Source organism: Pseudomonas sp. PA-1-6B, assembly GCF_021609545.1.
Classification (GTDB): domain Bacteria; phylum Pseudomonadota; class Gammaproteobacteria; order Pseudomonadales; family Pseudomonadaceae; genus Aquipseudomonas; species Aquipseudomonas fluorescens_BV.
Window position 1 is genome coordinate 56,907 of record NZ_WJZM01000017.1, and the last position, 14,540, is coordinate 71,446.

Below are 14,540 nucleotides of genomic sequence, written 5' to 3' on the forward strand. Positions count from 1 at the left end.
TTGGGATGCACTTTAGCATAGCCAGTAAAAGCCATTAGCCACTGCCGGAACTTTTTTTAGAACAGCTCTAGCGCAATGCTTTCAGACCACTGCGTTGCAGCGCTCGGCCACGCAAAGCGACGCTGCAGCAGCAAACTTCTGCCATCGCCAGGCAGCCACGCAAAAAGCGTTTGGTGGTAAGCTCGCGCACCATGAATATCTACAGTTCTCGCCCCGTTGTCCTCTGTCTCTCCGGCCACGACCCCAGTGGTGGCGCCGGCCTGCAGGCAGATATCGAAGCCCTGCTCGCCCAGGGTTGCCACGCGGCCCCGGCCGTCACCGCGCTGACCGTGCAGAACACCGTCAATGTCAGTGATTTCCGTGTGCTTGACCGTGAGTGGGTACTGGCCCAGGCCAATGCCGTGCTCGGCGACTCTGAAGTCGCGGCGGTCAAGCTGGGCATGCTCGGCTCCACCGCGATGGTCGACACCGTGGTCGAACTGCTGCAGGCGCACCCGCATTTACCGGTGGTCTGCGACCCGGTGCTGCGCGCCGGCGGCGGCGGTAGCCTGGGCAAGGACGAGGTCGGTTATGCGATGCGCGAGCGGCTGCTGCCCCTGTCATTGATCGCCACCCCCAACCTGCCAGAAGCGCGCATCCTCGCGGAACTGCCCGACGGCAGCGCCGACGACTGCGCCGAGAAGCTGCTGCCATACATCAAGCACCTGCTCATCACCGGCGGCCATGGTGATGAGCACGAAGTGCACAATCGCCTGTACAGCCGCGACGGCACGCGCCAGACCTTTACCTGCCAGCGCTTGCCCGGCAGTTATCACGGCTCGGGTTGCACCTTGGCCAGTGCGCTGGCCGGGCGCATTGCCCAGGGTGAAGGCCTGGCCAGCGCCGTGCAATCGGCCCTCAACTACACGTGGCGTACCCTGCGTGATGCCGAACAACTCGGCCAGGGCCAGTTCGTGCCGCGCCGATTGCCGCTGGATTTCTGCTCGTAACTTATCGCTCGTCAGCAAGGGGTTTGCCCGATGAAACTACGCGGCCTTTACGCCATTACCGACAGCCAGCTGTTGGCCGGCAAATTCCTCGCCTACGTCGAGGCGGCGCTGGACGGTGGCGTCACCCTGTTGCAGTACCGCGACAAAAGCAGCGACGAGGCACGGCGCCTGCGTGAAGCCGAAAAGCTGTACGAACTGTGCTCGCGCTACAAGACCCAGTTGATCATCAACGACGATGCCGAACTGGCCGCGCGCCTGGGCGTCGGCGTGCACCTGGGCCAGACCGACGGCCCGCTGACCTCGGCCCGGGCATTGCTCGGCGCCAAGGCGATCATCGGCGCCACCTGTCACAGCCAGATCGAACTGGCCGAACAGGCCGCCAAAGAAGGCGCCAGCTACGTCGCCTTCGGCCGCTTCTTCAATTCCACGACCAAACCCGGCGCACCTGCCGCCACCGTTGACATGCTGGCCCAGGCCCGCAAGCGCCTGCACCTGCCGATCTGCGTGATCGGCGGCGTCACCCTGGAAAACGCCGAACCGCTGGTGGCCCACGGGGCCGACCTGCTCGCCGTGGTCCATGGCCTGTTCGGTGCCGACAGCACCCAGGAAGTCACTCGCCGCGCCCGTGCGTTCAACGACCTACTTAAATCTTCAGTTTAGAGAGCCCGATCATGTCCCGTTCCGAAACCCTGTTTGCCAACGCCCAGAAGCACATCCCCGGCGGTGTGAACTCCCCCGTGCGTGCGTTCAAGAGCGTGGGCGGCACGCCGTTGTTCTTCAAGCATGCCGAAGGCGCCTACGTCACCGATGAAGACGACAAGCGCTATGTCGACTATGTCGGCTCCTGGGGCCCGATGATCCTCGGCCACAGCCATCCGGACGTGCTGGACGCGGTGCGCCAGCAACTGCAGCACGGCTTGTCCTACGGCGCCCCGACCGCGATGGAAACCGAGATGGCCGACCTGGTCTGCTCGATCGTGCCGTCGATGGAAATGGTGCGCATGGTCAGCTCCGGCACCGAAGCCACCATGAGCGCGATCCGCCTGGCCCGTGGTTTCACCGGCCGCGACAACATCATCAAGTTCGAAGGCTGCTACCACGGGCACTCCGACAGCCTGCTGGTAAAAGCCGGCTCCGGCGCGCTGACCCAAGGCGTACCCAATTCCGCTGGCGTACCTGCGGCGTTCGCCAAGCACACCCTGACCTTGCCGTTCAACGACATCGCGGCCGTCGAGCAGATGCTCAGCGAAGTCGGCCAGGACGTTGCCTGCATCATCGTCGAGCCAGTCGCCGGCAACATGAACTGCGTTCCACCGGCCCCGGGTTTCCTTGAGGGCCTGCGCGAGCAGTGCGACAAGCATGGCGTGGTGCTGATTTTTGACGAAGTGATGACCGGTTTCCGGGTCGCCCTCGGTGGAGCCCAGGCTTACTACGGCGTCACGCCAGACCTGAGCACCTTCGGCAAGATCATCGGCGGCGGTATGCCGGTAGGCTGCTTCGGCGGCAAGCGCGAGATCATGCAACACATCGCCCCGCTCGGCCCGGTATACCAGGCAGGCACCTTGTCGGGTAACCCGCTGGCAATGGCCGCCGGCCTGACCACCCTGCGCCTGATCAGCCGCCCGGGCTTCCACGCCGAGCTGACCGACTACACCACACGCCTGCTCGACGGCCTGCAACAGCGCGCCGATGCGGCCGGCATCCCATTTGTGACCACCCAGGCCGGCGGCATGTTCGGCCTGTACTTCAGCGGCGCCGACGATATCGTCACCTTCGATGACGTGATGGGCAGCGATGCCGAGCTGTTCAAGCGCTTCTTCCATCTGATGCTCGAAGGCGGCGTGTACCTGGCACCGAGCGCCTTTGAAGCCGGCTTCACTTCGATCGCCCATGGCGAAGCAGAATTGAAATTGACCCTGGATGCTGCCGAGCGCGCGTTCGCGGCCCTGAAATAAGTGACGGCAACCTCTGGCGTTGCCCCTGGCAGCGTCAGATTTGCTACTTTGCTTACAGAGAATTCCTGGTTTTTTCGAGAATTGCCCTGCAATCCGGCAGATAACTTGCCCAAGCAGCAGAAAAACGAGTAAAGACTTTGTAAGCAGAGGCCTGCTTATTTCATAATGCGCGCTTATTGGACTCCCTCGAGGGTCCGCGCGCCCCGTCAGAGGTAAGTCGATTCCCATGAAACGCACCGGCCGCACCCTGGTTCTGGGCTGCCTGTTGCTCCTTCAACCGCTACTGGCACATGCCCAGGCCGGCGGCAACTCGTTGTTAATCCCAGCGATGGGTCGTTGCACCCTCAATACCCAGCCAGAGAGCCAGGCCGAAGCCCTGAGCGCGTGCCAGAAACAGGCCGAGGAAGGGGATGCGCAAGCGCAATACGAGTTGGGCGAGTACTACCACGACAGCAAGAACCCGGCCGTTGACCTCAACAAAGCGTTGAGCTACTTCGAGAAAGCCTCGTTGCAGGGCCACGCCCAGGCGCAATACCAGTTGGGCAACATGTTCTTCAAAGGCGAAGGCGTGCCGGCCAACAACGTCCAGGCGTACATCGTGCTGAAAATGGCCGCGGTCAACGGCGCCGAAGACGCACTGGACACTGCCGACGAAGTCGCCGAGCACATGCAGCGCGATGAACTGGAAGTGGCAACCCAGGTGCTGGGGCAGATTTTCCGCAACTACCTGCAAGAATTGCAGAGTGCTGATGGGCGTTCGCCGTTCTCACCCCTTCCCTGATTTTTTGTAGACCTTACATCGCTATCGCAGGCAAGCCAGCTCCCACAGTTGACTGCATTCCAGCATTGAAACGCGGTCGAGTGTGGGAGCTGGTTTGCCTGCGATAGACACCCCTCGGTCTAAAGCCCTACTTCTCAGGCATCGGCATCGGAAACGGCATCACATTGCTCATGCCCCGAGCCTCACTGATCTTCGGCGTCCCCAGGCGCTCGACTTCATCGATGCGCACAATCGAATGCATCGGCACAAAGCTGCGTACCACACCTTCGAACTGGGCCTTGAGCTTTTCTTCGCCCGGATCGACCACCAACTGGGTGCGCTCGCCAAAGACGAACTCTTCCACCTCCAGGAAGCCCCACAGATCACTTTGATAGATCTGCTTGGCGTACATTTCGAACACCTGGCCCTGGTTGAGGAAAATCACCTTATAGATTGGAGCTTCACGTTTGGTCATGGTGGGCGAACAACACATGGGGATATAAAAGAGGGCGCGAACTATAGCATGGCACCCGATGCACAGCGCTAGGAACCAATGGACATGCCCCCTATAATGCGCGGTTCTTTACCACCAGTTGACGATTCCCATGGCCAAGAAGCTTTACATCGAAACCCACGGTTGCCAGATGAACGAGTACGACAGCTCGCGCATGGTCGACTTGCTGGGCGAACACCAGGCCCTGGAAGTCACTGCCCGCGCCGAAGATGCCGACGTGATCCTGCTCAATACCTGCTCGATCCGCGAGCGGGCCCAGGACCGTGTGTATTCGCAGTTGGGCCGCTGGCGCGAATTGAAACTGGCCAACCCGGACATGGTGATCGCCGTCGGCGGTTGCGTGGCCAGCCAGGAAGGCGCCGCGATCCGCGACCGCGCGCCCTATGTCGATGTGGTGTTCGGCCCGCAAACCCTGCACCGTCTGCCAGAGATGATCGACGCCGCACGCATCACCAAGCTGCCGCAAGTCGACGTGTCGTTCCCCGAAATCGAAAAATTCGACCATCTGCCCGAACCGCGTATCGATGGGCCGAGCGCCTATGTGTCGGTGATGGAGGGCTGCAGCAAGTACTGCACCTTCTGCGTAGTGCCTTACACCCGTGGCGAAGAAGTCAGCCGGCCGTTTGACGATGTGCTGTCGGAAATCATCCACCTGGCTGAAAACGGCGTGCGCGAAGTCACCCTGCTGGGCCAGAACGTCAACGGCTACCGTGGCCAGACCGATGACGGCCGCCTGGCCGACCTGGCGGAACTAATCCGCGTGGTCGCCGCCGTCGATGGCATCGAGCGCATCCGCTACACCACCTCGCACCCGCTGGAGTTTTCCGACAGCCTGATCCAGGCCCACGCCGAAGTACCAGAGCTGGTCAAGCACCTGCACTTGCCGGTGCAATCGGGTTCGGACCGCATTCTCTCGGCGATGAAGCGCAACCACACCGCACTGGAATACAAATCCAAACTGCGCAAACTGCGCGCCGCCGTGCCGGGCATCTGCATCAGTTCGGACTTTATCGTCGGCTTCCCGGGCGAAACCGAGAAAGACTTCCAGCAGACCATGAAGCTGATCGAAGACGTGGGTTTCGACTTCTCCTACTCGTTCGTCTACAGCCAGCGCCCAGGCACCCCGGCTGCCGACCTGCTGGATGAAACCCCGGAGGCGTTGAAAAAAGAGCGTTTGAACGTGCTGCAACATCGCCTCAATCAGCAGGGCTTCGAAATCAGCCGACAAATGGTCGGTTCGATCCAGCGCATTCTGGTGACCGATTACTCGAAGAAAGACCCGGGTGAACTGCAGGGTCGTACCGAGAACAACCGAATCGTCAACTTCCGCTGCGACAATCCCACGCTGATCGGCCAGTTTGCCGATGTGCACATTGATGCGGCGCAGCCACACTCGTTGCGCGGCTCGTTGATCAACTGATCTCGCTGACCGGATGAAGATCAAAATGTGGGAGCTGGCGTGCCTGCGATAGCGATGTATCAGTGCCCAATGTGCCAACTGACCCACCGCTATCGCAGGCAAGCCAGCTCCCACAGAGGTTCTTCAGGGTTATCGAGAGTGGGGCCAGGCTATTTAAGTGCTTTCGCACACCAGCGCCTGGCGTTATTCTCTCTCTCACCTCATCAGCCAAAGGGCGGCTAAAAGCAACCTTGAACGCACCCATAGCAGAACCCCATCGTTTTATCCTCGAGCCTTTTGAGGCTCGCCGTTTCGCCAACCTGTGCGGACAGTTCGACGAGCACCTGCGCCTGATCGAACAACGCCTGAGCATCGAGATCCGCAACCGCGGCAATCAGTTCGAGCTCATTGGTGAACCCCAACACACCACGTCTGCAGAAAACCTGCTGCGCCGTCTCTACCGCGAAACCAAGGGTAGCGAGCTGTCGCCGGAGACCGTGCACCTGTACCTGCAGGAGTCGGCTGTGGAAGACCTGGCCAATAACCCGGTGGCCGAAGCCAGCGTGGCCTTGCGTACCAAAAAAGGCATGATTCGCCCACGCGGCTTGAATCAGCAGAAGTACGTCAAGGAAATCCTGGGCAACGACATCAACTTCGGCATCGGCCCGGCCGGTACCGGCAAGACCTACCTCGCAGTGGCCTGCGCCGTCGACGCCCTGGAGCGCGAGCAAGTGCGGCGCATCCTGCTGGTGCGCCCAGCGGTCGAGGCCGGCGAAAAGCTCGGTTTCCTGCCCGGCGACCTGGCCCAGAAGATCGACCCGTACCTGCGCCCGCTCTACGACGCGCTGTACGAGATGCTCGGTTTTGAATACGTGGCCAAGCTGATCGAGCGCCAGGTGATCGAGATCGCCCCGCTGGCCTACATGCGTGGCCGTACGCTCAACAACAGCTTCATCATTCTCGACGAAAGCCAGAACACCACCGTCGAGCAGATGAAGATGTTCCTCACCCGTATCGGTTTCGGCTCCACTGCCGTGATCACGGGCGACATCACCCAGGTCGACCTGCCCAAGGGCACCAAGTCGGGCCTGGGCCAGGTGATCGAGGTGCTCAAGGACGTGCCGGGTATCAGCTTCACGCACTTCATGCCCAAGGACGTGGTGCGCCACCCGCTGGTGCAGCGCATTGTCGAAGCCTATGAGCGTTTCGAACACCGCGACGACGCGCCCGCCAAGGACGCTCGCCACGATGCTTGAGCTAGACCTGCAGCTGGCCACCGAAGCGCCCGCCCCCAGCGAAGCCCAGTTCCGCCAATGGTGTGAACTGGCTTTGCGCCAGCGCACCGCTGACTCGGAGCTGACCATTCGTCTGGTGGACGAGGCCGAAGGCCGTGAGCTGAACCACACCTGGCGCCAGAAAGACTACGCGACCAACGTGCTGTCCTTCCCCGCCGACGTGCCCGACGAATTGCTGGATATCCCGCTGCTGGGCGACCTGGTGATCTGCGTCGCGGTAGTCGAGCGAGAAGCGGCGGAACAAGGCAAGGAACTTGAGGCCCATTGGGCCCATCTAGTCATCCACGGCTGCTTGCATCTCTTGGGTTACGACCATATAGACGATGACGAAGCCGAGGAAATGGAAGCACTGGAACGAACGTTGCTTGCAGAACTGGGTCACCGCGACCCATATGCAGACGACGAAAGCTGATCAACACTCAACTGTCATATCAAAGGATTTAGAGTAATCGCTATGAGCGAAGACCGATCGAGCAACGGGCAGAAGTCATGGCTGGGTAAACTGACCCAGGCTTTTGCCCACGAGCCGAAAAACCGCCAGGAGCTCTTGGAGCTGCTGCGCGATGCACACCAGAACAAGTTGCTGGACAGCGAAGCGCTGGCCATCGTCGAGGGCGCCATCCAGGTGGCTGACCTGCAAGTACGTGACATCATGGTCCCGCGCTCGCAGATGATCAGCATCAAGGCGACCCAGACCCCACGGGAATTCCTCCCGGCCGTGATCGACTCGGCGCATTCGCGCTACCCGGTGATCGGTGAAAGCCATGACGACGTCATGGGTGTCCTGCTGGCCAAGGACCTGCTGCCGTTGATCCTCAAGGAGAATGGCGACAGCTTCAACATCAAGGACCTGCTGCGCCCGGCCACCTTCGTGCCCGAGTCCAAGCGCCTGAATGTGCTGCTGCGCGAGTTCCGCGCCAACCACAATCACATGGCCATTGTGATTGACGAATACGGCGGCGTGGCCGGCCTGGTCACCATCGAGGACGTGCTGGAGCAGATCGTCGGCGACATCGAAGACGAGCACGACGTCGAAGAAGACAGCTACATCAAGCCGCTGCCCAGCGGTGACTTCCTGATCAAGGCGCTGACGCCCATTGAGAACTTCAACGAGTTCTTCGACAGCGAGTTTTCGGACGATGAGTTCGACACCGTCGGCGGCCTGGTGATGAGTGCGTTCGGGCACCTGCCCAAGCGTAATGAAACCACCGAGATCGGCGCCTATCGCTTCCGCATCCTCAATGCTGATAGCCGTCGTATCCATCTGATCCGTTTGACACCCATCGCCCGCTAAGGACTGACATGCGCCGTCTCACCTCACCCGGCTGGCCCGGTAACTTGCTGGCCGTGGTGGCCGGCGCCATCACAACCCTGGCGCTGGCGCCGTTCGATATCTGGCCGTTGGCGCTGGTAGCGGTCGGCCTGTTCTATATCGGCCTGCGGGAGCTGACACCCCGCCAGGCCCTGGGCCGTGGCTGGTGTTTCGGCTTCGGCCTGTTTGGTGCCGGCACCAGCTGGATCTACTACAGCATCCACCACTTCGGCGGCGCTTCGGTGCTGCTGGCGGGGTTTCTGATGCTGCTGTTCACCGCCGCCATCGCCTGGTTCTTTGCCCTGCCCGCCTGGCTATGGGCGCGCTGGTTGCGCCGTAACGAAGCACCACTGGCGGATGCATTGACGTTCGCCGCGTTGTGGGTCGGCCAGGAAGCCTTTCGTGGCTGGTTCCTTACCGGTTTCCCGTGGTTGTACTCCGGTTACAGTCAACTCGATGGGCCGTTGACCGGCCTCGCGCCATTGGGTGGGATGTGGCTGATTTCCTTCGCCCTCGCGCTCACTGCCGCATTGCTGTGCAACCTGCCGCGCCTGCTGGTCAGCAAGCGCAATGCCTTCATCGGCGCGGGCCTGTTATTGCTGGTTGCGCCCTGGGCGATTGGCCTGGCACTCAAGCATCACGCCTGGACATCGCCGTCTGGTGCGCCCCTGAGCGTGGCTGCGATTCAGGGCAACGTCGAGCAAAGCATGAAGTGGGACCCGGACCAGCTCAATGCACAGTTGGCGCTGTACCGCGACATGAGCCTGAGTTCCAAGCGCGTCGACCTGCTGGTCTGGCCGGAAACTGCCGTGCCGGTGCTCAAGGAGTCCGTGGAGGGCTACCTGGGCATGATGGGCAAGTTTGCCGCCGACCGGGACAGCGCGTTGATCACCGGGGTACCGATTCGCCAGGAAGTGCACCACCAGAAGCGCTACTTCAACGGCATCACCGTGGTCGGCGAAGGCGACGGCACCTACCTCAAGCAAAAACTGGTGCCGTTTGGCGAGTACGTTCCGCTGCAGGACATGCTGCGCGGGCTGATTGCCTTCTTCGACCTGCCCATGTCGGACTTCGCCCGCGGCCCTTCTGACCAGGCCATGCTGCAGGCCAAGGGTTATCAGATTGCGCCGTTCATTTGCTATGAAGTGGTGTACCCCGAATTCGCCGCCGGCCTGTCGGCCCAGAGCGACCTGCTGCTGACCATCAGCAACGACACCTGGTTCGGCCGCTCCATCGGCCCGCTGCAGCACCTGCAAATGGCGCAAATGCGTGCGCTGGAGGCTGGCCGCTGGATGATCCGCGCCACCAACAACGGCGTGACCGGGCTGATCAACCCGTTTGGGCAGATCACCGCGCAGATCCCGCAGTTCGAGCGTGGCATTCTCTATGGGGAGGTGGTGCCGATGCATAACCTTACGCCATACCTGCAATGGCGTTCGTGGCCGTTGATCATTGTGTGTGTGCTGCTCTTTGGCTGGGCGCTGTTGGCGGCTCGGATGGCCAAAACGGTCTGACCTGTGGGAGCTGGCTTGCCTGCTCCCACAATTGATCTCCTGTGTTACACCTATCGGTAGAACAACCGATACCCCACCTGCCCCACCGCTTCATTGATCAACTGCCCGCTTTGCCACACCGCCTTGACCTCCGGCATCCAGCCACCCAGCGGTCGGCCATGGTCGACACCCAAAAAGCCCACCGGCCCCGGCACCACGGTGAAGCCGGCCTTTTCAAAACTCCACACCGAACGCGGCATGTGCCAGGCCTGGGTCACTACCACTACACGCTTGATGCCTTGCGGCAACAAAATCTCGGCGCTCATCTGGGCGTTTTCCCAGGTAGTGCGGCTGCGCTCTTCTTTCCAGCGCACGGTGACACCGAAGTCATCCTGCATCGACACGGCCATCAGCTCGGCCTCACTGGGCGGCGTGCCGTAGTGCAAGCCGCCGCTGGTCAGCACTGGCAAACCGGATGCCTTGGCCAGCCGCGCGGCAAAACGCTCACGTTCCAGGCCAATACCGGTGGGCTGGTCGCTGCCCCACGCAATATCTCCACGCTCGCGCCCCGAGCCCAGCACCACAATCGCATCGGCACGCTGGGCCAGGGTGGCCCAGTCTTCCCGGGCCAAAGGCGGCTCTGTCTCCAGGGCACCGGCACCCCATTGCACCATCACTGGCAGGCTGATCAACCACATGCCGCCCAGCCCCAGGGCAAAGCACAAGCCCGCCAGGCGCGGACGGCTGCGGCGAAACCACCAGGCACACGCCAACAACAGCAGAAAAATACCGGGCGGCAACAACAGTTGTTTAATGAAATAACGAAAAGGCATCGGGCATCTCCAAAGATGCCCGAAGCCTAGATGCATCGGGGTTTTGCAACAATCCTTACCGACAACATTTTGATAATGCTAACGGATAACGCGGGGCTCACTTGCACCGCACGGACCGGAAGTTCTCTGGCCCGCGGCCGGTCGCCAGGTCTTTGAGCCAGATGACCTTGGCCGAATGAGCAGGCGGGGAAGCCTGCCCATGGGGGGCGCGGTCGTGATTCAACGCCAGATAGTTCTTGATCAATTCAAGCTCCGCCTGGCTCAAGCCTCGCAACTCCAGCTCCAGAGGCCGTTCATCACGCAATCGGCCTGCGGTTCTTGCGGCATCCAATGCCCGACCCAAACGGTCGATCAATCCTTCATACAACTGCGGTTTCGTTAAAGTTCGCTGCGATTCAACCATCCCCTCACCTCATTGAAGAAATACTTGCTCCCCACTAAACAGCGTAGCCCCCGTTGCTGCGCCTGCCCGGTGCCGCGACAGACGGCCCTTGGCGCGCAATCAGGGTTTCCCTCGATAGAGTGGGGTCATGTATGCTACGGCGCTTCCTGTAACTCCACTTCCCGCAGGGTTTGGGCACGGACGCGCCGCTTCTTGGTGTCGAACAACCCGGACAGTGCACCGAAGAGGATTAGGCCACCCCTATCCAGTTCAAAAGTAGCCATGCACGAACAATATCAGCCCCGTGAAATAGAAAATGCCGCCCAAACCTTCTGGGACGAGCAAAAGTCCTTTGAAGTCAGTGAACAGCCAGGCAAGGAGACTTACTACTGCCTATCGATGTTCCCTTACCCCAGCGGCAAGCTACACATGGGGCACGTGCGCAACTACACCATCGGCGACGTGATTTCGCGCTACCAGCGCATGCTCGGCAAGAACGTGTTGCAACCCATGGGTTGGGACGCCTTCGGCATGCCGGCAGAAAACGCCGCGATGAAAAACAACGTGGCGCCCGCCAAGTGGACCTACGAAAACATCGCCTACATGAAGACCCAGCTGCGCAGCCTGGGCCTGGCGGTGGACTGGTCCCGCGAGGTCACCACCTGCAAGCCGGATTACTACCGCTGGGAACAATGGCTGTTCACGCGCCTGTTCGAAAAAGGTGTGATCTACAAAAAAAGCGGCACCGTGAACTGGGACCCGATCGACCAGACCGTACTGGCCAACGAACAGGTCATCGACGGTCGCGGCTGGCGTTCCGGCGCGCTGATCGAAAAGCGCGAAATCCCGATGTACTACTTCAAGATCACCGCCTACGCGGATGAACTGTTGTCGAGCCTTGACGATCTGCCGGGCTGGCCTGAACAGGTCAAGACCATGCAGCGCAACTGGATCGGCAAATCCAAGGGCATGGAAGTGCAGTTCCCGTACAACGTCGACTCCATCGGCGAAGCCGGCGCACTCAAGGTGTTCACCACCCGCCCCGACACCCTGATGGGCGCGACCTACGTCGCCGTGGCCGCCGAACACCCGCTGGCCACCCAGGCCGCACAGAACAACCCTGAGCTGCAGGCGTTCATCGCTGAATGCAAAGGCGGCAGCGTGGCCGAAGCCGACGTCGCCACCCAGGAGAAAAAAGGCCTGCCAACCGGCCTGTTCGTCGAGCACCCGTTGACCGGCGAGAAACTGCCGGTTTGGGTCGCCAACTACGTATTGATGCACTACGGCGATGGCGCCGTCATGGCCGTGCCGGCCCACGACGAGCGCGATTTCGAATTCGCCACCAAGTACAGCCTGCCTATCAAGTCGGTCGTGCGCACCAGCTCGGGTGATACCAACCCCGCTCCGTGGCAAGACGCCTACGGCGAGCACGGCACGCTGATCAACTCCGGCGAATTCGACGGCCTGGACTTCCAGGGCGCGTTCGACGCCATGGAAGTCGCGCTGATCAAGAAAAACCTCGGTGCCTCGCGCACCCAGTTCCGTCTGCGTGACTGGGGCATCAGCCGCCAGCGCTACTGGGGTTGCCCGATCCCGATCATCCACTGCCAAACCTGCGGTGACGTGCCGGTACCGGAAGACCAACTGCCGGTCGTGCTGCCAGAAGACGTGGTGCCGGATGGTGCTGGCTCGCCGTTGGCGCGCATGCCCGAGTTCTACGAGTGCAGCTGCCCTAAATGCGGCGCGCCGGCCAAGCGTGAAACCGACACCATGGACACCTTCGTCGAGTCCTCGTGGTATTACGCTCGTTATGCCTCACCGCACTATGAAGGCGGCCTGGTGGAGAAATCCGCAGCCGACCATTGGTTGCCAGTGGATCAGTACATCGGTGGCATCGAACACGCCATCCTCCACCTGCTGTACGCGCGTTTCTTCCACAAGCTGATGCGTGACGAAGGCCTGGTGAGCTCCGATGAGCCATTCAAGAACCTGCTGACCCAGGGCATGGTGATCGCCGACACTTACTATCGCCGCGAAGCCAACGGCGCCTACACCTGGTTCAACCCGGCGGATGTCGAGCTTGAGCGTGACAGCAAGGCCAAGGTCATCAGCGCCAAGTTGAAAGCCGACGGCCTGCCGGTGGAAATCGGTGGCACCGAGAAGATGGCCAAATCCAAGAACAACGGCGTCGACCCACAGTCGATGATCGATCAGTTCGGCGCCGACACCTGCCGCCTGTTCATGATGTTCGCCTCGCCGCCTGACATGAGCGCCGAATGGTCCGACTCGGGCGTCGAAGGCTCGCACCGTTTCCTCAAGCGTGTCTGGCGCCTGGCCCACGCTCATGTCAGCCAGGGCCTGCCGGGCAAGCTGGATATCGGCGCGTTGAACGACGAGCAGAAAGCCGTTCGCCGCAGCATCCACCTGGCTATCCGCCAGGCCAGCCAGGACGTCGGGCAGAACCACAAATTCAACACCGCCATCGCCCAGGTGATGACGCTGATGAACGTGCTGGAAAAAGCCTCGCAGGCGACCGAACAAGACCGTGCGCTGATCCAGGAAGGCCTGGAAACAGTTACCCTGTTGCTCGCGCCGATCACGCCGCACATCAGCCATGAACTGTGGAGCCGTCTGGGCCACAGCGGTGCCGTCATCGATGCCGCCTGGCCGGTGCAGGATGACAGCGCCCTGGTACAGGACACGCTGCAACTGGTCATCCAGGTTAACGGTAAACTGCGTGGCCAGATCGACATGCCGGCCAGCGCCAGCCGTGAAGAGGTTGAAGCAGCTGCACGTATCAATGAGAACGTGCTGCGCTTTACCGAAGGCCTGACCATCCGCAAGGTGATCGTGGTGCCCGGAAAACTGGTCAATATTGTCGCCAGCTAAATCGGATCGGGCGCGGGGCTTGACCCCGCGCCGAACTAAACCTTTAGGGCCCGATAAGGCCCACCTGGTTTCAAGGGGAGCAACAAAATGATCAAACGCAATCTGCTGGTTATGGGCCTTGCCGTGCTGTTGAGCGCTTGCGGCTTCCAGCTGCGCGGCACCGGCACCAATGAGCTGTCGCTCAAGGAACTCGACGTCAGCGCCCGCAACGCCTACGGCGAAACCGTCACCCAGCTGCGCCAGACCCTGGAAAACAGCGGTGTGCACGTGTACAACGGCGCAACCTACAAACTGATCCTGACGGATGAGCGAGAAACCCAGCGCAATATCAGCTACGCCAGTGCTGGCCGTGCGTCCGACGTCGAGCTGAACACAGCGCTGATGTTCGAAATACAAGGCCGTGATCAGTTGCCGTTGATGGGTGACAAGATCCAGGTGCAGAAAGTGGTGAGCCACGATGGCAACAACCTGGTGGGTTCGGACTCCGAGACCATCCAGGTGCGCAAGGAAATGCGTCGTGAGCTGATCCAGCGCATGATGACTCGCCTGCAAATGCTCACCCCGGAAAAACTGGCTGAGCTGCAGCAAGTGGCCGATAACAAGGCCAAGGCTGACGCCGACGCCCTGAAAGCTGCGCAGGAATATGAAGACAACACACCGAAACAGTCGCCTGTTGAAGTCCCTGTCGAGTAAGCCAGACGGGGCGCCCCTGGCGCCCC

14 protein-coding genes are annotated in these 14,540 nt (G+C 61.1%); 11 read left to right on the forward strand and 3 right to left on the reverse strand.

The window, feature by feature from the left end:
- Positions 1-191: 191 nt before the first annotated feature.
- The 4 genes from GIV35_RS10880 (at position 192) to GIV35_RS10895 (ending at position 3,725) form a co-directional block, all read left to right on the forward strand.
- The gene (locus GIV35_RS10880) at positions 192-989 is read left to right on the forward strand and encodes a hydroxymethylpyrimidine/phosphomethylpyrimidine kinase (RefSeq protein WP_060764047.1); all 798 of its coding nucleotides are present in this window, start codon (positions 192-194) and stop codon (positions 987-989) included.
- Positions 990-1,019: 30 nt separating this feature from the next.
- Positions 1,020-1,649, forward strand: coding sequence for a thiamine phosphate synthase (gene thiE, locus GIV35_RS10885; protein WP_014720063.1), 630 nt, complete (start codon positions 1,020-1,022; stop codon positions 1,647-1,649).
- An 11-nt stretch (positions 1,650-1,660) separates the two neighbouring features.
- Complete coding sequence (hemL, locus tag GIV35_RS10890; RefSeq protein WP_032895176.1) at positions 1,661-2,944, forward strand: glutamate-1-semialdehyde 2,1-aminomutase; 1,284 nt, start codon at positions 1,661-1,663, stop codon at positions 2,942-2,944.
- A 226-nt stretch (positions 2,945-3,170) separates the two neighbouring features.
- On the forward strand, positions 3,171-3,725 hold the full coding sequence (locus tag GIV35_RS10895) for a tetratricopeptide repeat protein (RefSeq protein ID WP_034126914.1): 555 nt from the start codon (positions 3,171-3,173) through the stop codon (positions 3,723-3,725).
- A gap of 127 nt (positions 3,726-3,852) precedes the next feature.
- Here the strand turns inward: GIV35_RS10895 and GIV35_RS10900 are convergent, their stop codons facing one another.
- Complete coding sequence (locus GIV35_RS10900) at positions 3,853-4,179, reverse strand: DUF1820 family protein (RefSeq protein ID WP_003215457.1); 327 nt, start codon at positions 4,177-4,179, stop codon at positions 3,853-3,855.
- 130 nt (positions 4,180-4,309) lie between these two features.
- On the opposite strand from GIV35_RS10900, the gene miaB reads away from it, so the two are divergent.
- The 5 genes from miaB to lnt all read left to right on the forward strand — a co-directional run bounded on the left by miaB (position 4,310) and on the right by lnt (position 9,738).
- Entirely contained in the window at positions 4,310-5,638 is a 1,329-nt protein-coding gene (gene miaB / locus GIV35_RS10905; protein WP_236265158.1) for a tRNA (N6-isopentenyl adenosine(37)-C2)-methylthiotransferase MiaB, read from the forward strand.
- Positions 5,639-5,868: 230 nt separating this feature from the next.
- Positions 5,869-6,873 (forward strand): PhoH family protein, encoded by a 1,005-nt coding sequence (locus tag GIV35_RS10910; RefSeq protein WP_019818064.1) that lies wholly within the window; start codon positions 5,869-5,871, stop codon positions 6,871-6,873.
- Positions 6,866-7,324: an rRNA maturation RNase YbeY gene (gene ybeY, locus GIV35_RS10915; RefSeq protein WP_105228643.1), complete on the forward strand. Its 459-nt coding sequence runs from the start codon at positions 6,866-6,868 to the stop codon at positions 7,322-7,324. Before GIV35_RS10910 ends, ybeY begins: the two co-directional genes overlap by 8 nt.
- A 42-nt stretch (positions 7,325-7,366) precedes the next feature.
- A complete protein-coding gene (locus GIV35_RS10920) occupies positions 7,367-8,206 on the forward strand; it encodes an HlyC/CorC family transporter (protein ID WP_003194444.1) in 840 nt (279 codons plus the stop codon).
- Between the two features lie 8 nt (positions 8,207-8,214).
- The gene (gene lnt / locus GIV35_RS10925; RefSeq protein ID WP_200647553.1) at positions 8,215-9,738 is read left to right on the forward strand and encodes an apolipoprotein N-acyltransferase; all 1,524 of its coding nucleotides are present in this window, start codon (positions 8,215-8,217) and stop codon (positions 9,736-9,738) included.
- A gap of 50 nt (positions 9,739-9,788) precedes the next feature.
- Here lnt and GIV35_RS10930 read toward each other — a convergent pair whose 3' ends face one another.
- Both GIV35_RS10930 and GIV35_RS10935 read right to left on the reverse strand, forming a co-directional pair.
- A complete protein-coding gene (locus GIV35_RS10930) occupies positions 9,789-10,550 on the reverse strand; it encodes a YdcF family protein (protein WP_213153452.1) in 762 nt (253 codons plus the stop codon).
- A 97-nt stretch (positions 10,551-10,647) separates the two neighbouring features.
- On the reverse strand, positions 10,648-10,953 hold the full coding sequence (locus tag GIV35_RS10935) for a hypothetical protein (RefSeq protein WP_223024312.1): 306 nt from the start codon (positions 10,951-10,953) through the stop codon (positions 10,648-10,650).
- Positions 10,954-11,214: 261 nt separating this feature from the next.
- Between GIV35_RS10935 and leuS the strand changes: the two genes are divergently transcribed.
- Positions 11,215-13,821: a leucine--tRNA ligase gene (gene leuS, locus GIV35_RS10940; RefSeq protein WP_003194453.1), complete on the forward strand. Its 2,607-nt coding sequence runs from the start codon at positions 11,215-11,217 to the stop codon at positions 13,819-13,821.
- 87 nt (positions 13,822-13,908) lie between these two features.
- Entirely contained in the window at positions 13,909-14,514 is a 606-nt protein-coding gene (locus GIV35_RS10945) for an LPS-assembly lipoprotein LptE (protein WP_014720078.1), read from the forward strand.
- Positions 14,515-14,540 lie beyond the last annotated feature (26 nt).